Source organism: Dyella sp. (assembly GCF_036568765.1).
Classification (GTDB): Bacteria; Pseudomonadota; Gammaproteobacteria; order Xanthomonadales; family Rhodanobacteraceae; genus GSA-30.
Genome location: NZ_DATCRY010000111.1, coordinates 1 through 6,572 on the forward strand (window position 1 = coordinate 1; position 6,572 = coordinate 6,572).

Below are 6,572 nucleotides of genomic sequence, written 5' to 3' on the forward strand. Positions count from 1 at the left end.
ACAGTATGCTTGCCGCAGCGGCATTCGTCGCGCGGCCTGGCGATTTCAGACCAGGCGAGCACCCAGCCACTGGCCGAGGTCCGCGGTCTCCTGCGGGCTGACCGCGTGCGGCATCGGATAGGTATGCCAGTCCACTTGGTAGCCCAGCGATTGCAGCAGGTCGCGCGAAGCGACGCCGCGCGTCAGCGGCACGATCGGGTCCGCACTGCCGTGGCCCCAGAAAATGGGTGTGGCCGCGTTCTCGGCACTGCGCTCGGCAACAAAGGCTTCCTGCAGGGGCAGGTACGTGGATAACCCAATGATCCCGGCCAAGGGCCGACGATGACGCAGGCCGCCAGACAGTACGATCGCACCGCCTTGTGAAAAGCCGGCCAGAAAAATCCGCTCGTCCGGAATGCCCCGTTCGTTTTCGCGCGCGATCAATGCCTCGAGTTCGGCCATCGAGGCTCGCATGCCTGCTTCGTCCTGGCGCATCTGCAGGTCGATACCGACGATATCGAACCAGGCGCGCATGGGCATGCCGCCATTGATGGTGACCGGGCGTACGGGCGCGTGCGGAAACACGAATCGCAGCGCCGGCCAGTGCGGCGCGACCAGCTCGGGCACGATCGACGCGAAGTCGTGGCCGTCGGCGCCGAGCCCGTGCAGCCAGAGAATGCTGTAGCGCGGCTGGGCCGCGGTTTCGTGTTCGACGGTCGGCAAGGTCATGGGGGACTCGTTGGCGGACGGTGGCTGATATGACCCGAGGGGAAGCGGGCGTTATGCATCGGCATCCATGATGGCACCGGACGACAAACCGGCGAAGGTTACCTGCAACCGTGCCGGTAAGAAAACCAACCCTTGGCGCTTGCGGCAGGGCCTGCCTTGGCTATGCTGACGGGTTTTGGACTTTGGAGCACACCATGCGCCGTACGTTCGTCGCCGGCCTGGCCGCCCTGGCCGTGTTGCCACAGGCTTTCGCGCAGGCTCCGGCCGGCAGCTCGCTGGACATGGAGACCATCATGGCCAATCCGGACTGGATCGGTGCAGCGGTGGAGCAACCTTACTGGAGCGCCGACGGGCGTTCGATCTATTACGCGCTTAAGCGTGACGACAGCAAGGTGCGCGATCTGTATCGGGTCGATATCGCCAGCGGTCGCTCGGACAAGCTCGATGCCGCCGGCCAGGTCCAGGCCGATGGCCCCTCGGTGTTCGACCGCGCCCATCGCCATGCGGCTTTTATCCGCCACGGCGATGTGTTCCTGGTCGATCTTGCCAACGGTCGCCGCGTGCAGGTCACGCGTACGCCGGAAATCGAATCGGCACTGCGCTTTTCCAGCGACGGTCGTGCCTTGCAGTTTCGCCAGGCCAATCTGTGGTTCAGTTACGACATCGCCGCCGGCGTGGTGGCGCCTGCGGCGCAGCTGAAATTCGCCGACGATCCGAAGGACAAGGACAAGAAGATCGACGACCTGGGCGCCGACCAATTGCGCCTGTTCAAGTCCCTGCGCCAGATCAAGGCGGATAAAGACGGGCTGCGCGAGCACGACGATGCGCTCGCGGCCGTCGATTCCAGCCGCGTGCCCGAGCCGATCTACCTGGGCGACAAAGCCGATCTGGTCGACACCGAACTGTCGCCGGACGGGCGCTGGATGCTGTTGGTCACCCAACCGGAGAACGTCGACGAAGGCAAGAAGCCGCAAGTAACCCACTACGTGACCGATTCGGGCTATGCCACCCAGCAAGACACGCGCGTTTATGTCGGCCGCAACGACCCGACGCCGCAATCGCTGCTGCTGGTCGACCTGGCTCAGCACAAGAGCTACCCGTTGTCGCTCGACGGCCTGCCTGGCATCAAGGACGACCCGCTCAAGATCTTGCGAGCCAAGGCGGTCGCCGCATTGGAAAAGGACGGCAAGACCGATCGCGCCAAGGCGCTCAAGGCGCCGGACGAACGTGCGGTGCGAATCATTTCCGACGCCGACGACGGCGGTGGCGGCGGCATCGTATGGAGCGACGACGGCAGCAACCTGGCCATCCAGTTGCGCGCGATCGACAACAAGGATCGCTGGATCGCCAGCGTCGATTTCGACAAGCACGCGCTGGTCAATCAGCATCGCTTGCACGACGAGGCGTGGATCAACTGGAACTTCAACGATTTCGGCTGGCTCAAGGACAACCGCACGCTCTGGTACCTGAGCGAGGAAACCGGTTATTCGCAGCTGTACACCAAGCTGCCGGGCGGCAAGCCGCGTGCGCTGACCGAAGGCAAGTTCGAAGTCAGTCATCCGCAACTGAGCGACGACGGCCAGTGGTTCTATGTGCGCACCAATAAGGCCGCGCCATACAGCTACGACGTCTATCGCCTGCCGACAGCGGGCGGCGAGCTGACCCGCCTCACGCAGTACCAGGGCATGGACGATTTCCTGCTCTCGCCGGACGGCAAGCAACTGGCCGTGGTGCACTCCGCGCCCTACGTGCTGGCGCAGCTGGCAGTGCAGGACGCTGCCGGAGGTGCGCCGCGCGAGCTGACCGATACGATGAAGCCTGCCTTCACCGCGCATGCCTGGATCGCACCGCAGATTATCCAGGTGCCTTCTTCGCATGGCGCCGGAAACATCTGGGCCAAGTATTACGGTCCGGCGAATCCGGATGAGGCCAAGGGGCGTCCGGCGGTGATCTTCGTGCACGGTGCGGGCTACCTGCAGAACGTCACGCTGTCATGGTCGAACTACTTCCGCGAGCAGATGTTCCACAACTTGCTGGTGCAGCAGGGCTACGTCGTTCTGGATATGGATTACCGCGCTTCCGAAGGCTATGGCCGCAGTTGGCGCACGGCGATCTACCGCCAGATGGGCCATCCCGAACTGGAAGACCTGCTCGACGGCAAGGCCTGGCTGGTCAAGCAGCACGGTATCGACGGCAAGCGCGTGGGCATCTACGGCGGCAGCTACGGCGGCTTCATGACCGAGATGGCGCTGCTGCGCGCGCCAGGCGAATTCGCCGCCGGCGCTGCGCTGCGTCCCGTCAGCGACTGGCGCCTGTACAACCATGAATACACTTCCGACATCCTCAACGATCCACAACTCGACCCGGAGAGCTATCGCGTCAGCTCGCCGATCGAATACGCCGACCAGCTGAAGGACCCGCTGCTGATCCAGCACGGCCTGATCGACGACAACGTGCTGGCGGAGGATTCCGTGCGCATGTACCAGCGCTTCATCGAGCTGCACAAGAAGAACTTCTGGATCTCGCTGTACCCGATGGAGCGGCACGGCTTCGTGCATCCGGATTCATGGTACGACGAGTATCGGCGTATCGATGAATTGTTCGAGACGTATGTGAAATCGAAGTAAGTCGTGAGGAGTAAGGAGTGGGGGAAGCTGTGACAGGCTCTTGCTTTTAGTCACTCCTCACTCCCCGGCTCTCAAGCGCTTATCGCCGCAAAATACTTCCCTGGCGGTAATCCGTAACTACGACGGAACATCGCCACGAAGGCACTGACGCTCGCATAGCCCAATGCATCGGCAACATCCGCGACGGGTTCGCCTTCGGCCAGCCGTTCCAGCGCGCGCGAAAGACGCGCCTGCTGCCGCCATTGCGCGAAGCTGCATCCGGTTTCGCTACGAAACAGCCGCGTGACCGTGCGTGCAGACAGGCCTGCCCAGGCCGACCACTCTTCCAGGCTGCGATTGTCGCGAGGATGTTCCAGCACAGCATGCGCGATTCGCCGCAAGCGGCGATCCAGCGGCATGCTCAAGTGCAGCGGCTCGACCGGTGCGCGGCGCATTTCGTCCATCAAGACGGCCATCAAGCGTTCCTGCTCGGCATCGAGCGTGTCTTCCAGGACCCAGGTGCTGGCGCGAAAGACCAGCGCACGCAACAGATCGTTGGCGCCCAGCACGCAGGTTTCGGAGGGCATGCCGGTGGCTGCGCGTGGAGCGACGAATACGCCCCAGCCACGCATGCTGCCGCTGATGCGGATGGTGTGCAGTTCGCCCGGTGGCATCCAGCCGACCCGGTGCGGCGGCAGGGTCCATGAGCCGCTCCGGGTCTGCACACTGAGCAGGCCGCTTTCGACGTAGAAGAACTGGCCGCGCAAATGGCTATGCCAGTCGTGTTCATCCGTCGGCATCGGTTCCGTCTTGTCCACCACGTAGGCGATCAGATCGGGGCCGTCCGCGCACTCGATGCGCCGGAAGATGGTCTCGTGCGAGGTATTCATGTCCGGGTTACGACAAATTATGGCGTGTTAACGATATCAGGCCACCACCATCCGGGCCTATCCTTGATCGCCAACCCGCGTCCATCCCCCGCGCCCAAGCCCGTCAGCTGTTGTCACAGCCCAGCCAGCTGAAGCGTCTACGTTTCGAACCCACCCGGACGCCCTCAATGATTTCAAGGAGATCGGCATGTTGATTTCCGCTATACCGCGCGCGCCCGCGGACGCCGCGACCGCCCTGGTCCGCTTTGTTGCACAGGCCCAGCTATTGCTCGATCCAGCCACCCCGGAGGCCTTGCGGTGCAGGGTGGAACCGGAATGGCTGGCCCTGCTGCCAACGGTTCGCGCGCTCGGACTGCTCGACCTGATGGAGATTCGCGATCCGGCCATGCGTGCCTTGGTAAACGACGAACTGACCGCTCGCCAGCGGCCGGTACGGCTCGTTGAATTAGCTGAAGTATGAACATTAGCTAGAGCAAAGACTGTCGCCAATATATTTGCCTTGACAAATATATTTTCGGCAATATTATGTGCGGCATGGAAAAGAAGTTCGCCCCCGCGCATCCTGTTAACGAGAACCTCGGTGTCCTGCTTGGGCTGGTCCGCGGCGAAATCGTCCGCGACATCGAGTCGGAAATGACCGCTCTGGGGATGGACCTGAAGTTCAACCAGTTCCTGATCCTCAAGCGCTTGGCCCGGCTCGGCCCGATGTCAGCCACTGAGCTGGCCCGGGCGGTAGAGCTGGATGCCGGCGCGATGACGCGCCAGCTCGACCAGCTTGAAAAGAAGGGTTACCTCCGGCGCTGCCCGCACGAGCAGGATCGCCGAGCTTTGCGTATCGAACTGACCGAAGCCGGTGCGGCTGTCTGGGGACAGTTATCCGACTGCAACGACCGCGTGCTGGCTGCGGCGCAGCGCAGCCTGACCGATCTGGAAAAGAACCAACTGCACGAATACCTGGCGCGCGTACTGCACGCGCTCCGCGACAAGACTTGAATCGACTATTCCGGGACACTCCCATGCGTCTGCACTTACTTGCGGCGGCAACCGCGATCACTTTGGCCCTGGCCGGCTGTGCGAGCAGCGGCGGCCTGCATCCGGAAGGCAGCCTGACCGATCCGGCTACCCTCAAGGCCGATCGCAGCCTTGCCCGGCTCGACCTGTCCCCGGCCCAATGGCCGCAGCAGGACTGGTGGACGGGTTTGGGCGATGCCCAACTGAGCGGCCTGATCGAAGAAGCGCTCAAGGACAATCCCAACCTTGCCATCGCCGATGCGCGCCTGCGCCAGGCCCAGGCCGAAGCGGGCATCGCCGATGCCGAGCGTGGCCCGACCGTCAATGCCGGCGCCTCGGTAGCGGGTGCGCGTTTGCCGACCACGATCGAACCCTTCGGCAACGGTCATTTCGCCGCCGCCAAGTACGCATACGGCAGCTTCAAGTGGGATGCCGATCTCTGGGGTGGCAAGAAGGCGGCTTGGGAAGCGGCCGTAGGTAGCGCCCGCGCTGCGGATATCGAGACTCGTGCTGTCCGTATCGAGCTGTCTGCCAATGTCGCGCGAGCCTATGTGCAACTGGCTTATGCCTATGCCCAGCAGGATGTCGCCAAGGCCGAGCTGGATCGCGCCAATCATGCGCATGAGCTGACCGCGCAGCGCGTTGCCGCGGGCATCGATAACCAGCTGCAGCTCAAGCAATCCGATTCGGAAGTGGCCAGCGCGCAGGAACAGATCGCCGTGGCCGATCGCGCCATCGACTCGGCGCGCAGCAGGCTGTCTGTCTTGCTCGGCAAAGGCCCCGACCGTGGGCTGGAGATCGGCCGCCCGCAGCTGCTGCAGCCGGCCGCGTTGGCGGTGCCACAGAATCTCTCGATCGATCTGATCGGCCATCGCGCCGACCTGGTGGCCGCACGCTGGCGCGTCGAAGCGGCGAGCCAGGGCATCAAGGAAGCCAAGACCCGCTTTCTGCCTGACCTGAGCATCAGCGCGATGGCCGGCATCATCGGCCTGGGCGGCGGCAATATTTTCCAGTTACCGGCCCGCTTCTACGAAGGCGGTCCGGCGATCAGCCTGCCGATCTTCGACGGCGGTCGCCTGCGCAACAACCTGGCTGCGAAGGACGCGCAGTACGACGAGGCGGTGGCCGACTACAACAAGACCCTGGTCGGTGCGGTCAACGATGTCGCCGACGACTTGTCCGGATTGAAGTCGATGCAGGATCAGATCGCCGCGCAACAACACGCATTGGATGCGGCCAACGACGCCTGGAAGCTGGCCGAGCAGCGCTACAAGGCGGGCATCGGCAGCTACCTGGAGGCGTTGAGCGTGCGCCAGCAGTTGCTGGTCGCCGAGCAGCGCATGGCCGCGCTGCACGC

The 6,572-nt window shown here is 63.6% G+C and carries 6 protein-coding genes; 4 read left to right on the top strand and 2 right to left on the bottom strand.

Going from position 1 to position 6,572, the window contains the following annotated elements:
* Positions 1-45 precede the first annotated feature (45 nt).
* Complete coding sequence (locus VIM98_RS07915; protein WP_331992557.1) at positions 46-708, bottom strand: carboxylesterase; 663 nt, start codon at positions 706-708, stop codon at positions 46-48.
* Between the two features lie 194 nt (positions 709-902).
* Here VIM98_RS07915 and VIM98_RS07920 point away from each other — a divergent pair, with 194 nt between their 5' ends.
* Positions 903-3,335 (top strand): S9 family peptidase, encoded by a 2,433-nt coding sequence (locus tag VIM98_RS07920; RefSeq protein WP_331992558.1) that lies wholly within the window; start codon positions 903-905, stop codon positions 3,333-3,335.
* A gap of 71 nt (positions 3,336-3,406) precedes the next feature.
* Here the strand turns inward: VIM98_RS07920 and VIM98_RS07925 are convergent, their stop codons facing one another.
* Positions 3,407-4,204, bottom strand: coding sequence for a helix-turn-helix transcriptional regulator (locus VIM98_RS07925; protein WP_331992559.1), 798 nt, complete (start codon positions 4,202-4,204; stop codon positions 3,407-3,409).
* 187 nt (positions 4,205-4,391) lie between these two features.
* On the opposite strand from VIM98_RS07925, the gene VIM98_RS07930 reads away from it, so the two are divergent.
* From VIM98_RS07930 to VIM98_RS07940, 3 genes are all read left to right on the top strand, one after another.
* A complete protein-coding gene (locus VIM98_RS07930) occupies positions 4,392-4,664 on the top strand; it encodes a hypothetical protein (protein ID WP_331992560.1) in 273 nt (90 codons plus the stop codon).
* Between the two features lie 74 nt (positions 4,665-4,738).
* The gene (locus VIM98_RS07935; RefSeq protein WP_331992561.1) at positions 4,739-5,197 is read left to right on the top strand and encodes a MarR family transcriptional regulator; all 459 of its coding nucleotides are present in this window, start codon (positions 4,739-4,741) and stop codon (positions 5,195-5,197) included.
* 23 nt (positions 5,198-5,220) lie between these two features.
* A partial coding sequence (locus VIM98_RS07940; RefSeq protein ID WP_331992562.1) for an efflux transporter outer membrane subunit occupies positions 5,221-6,572 on the top strand: 1,352 nt, incomplete at its 3' end.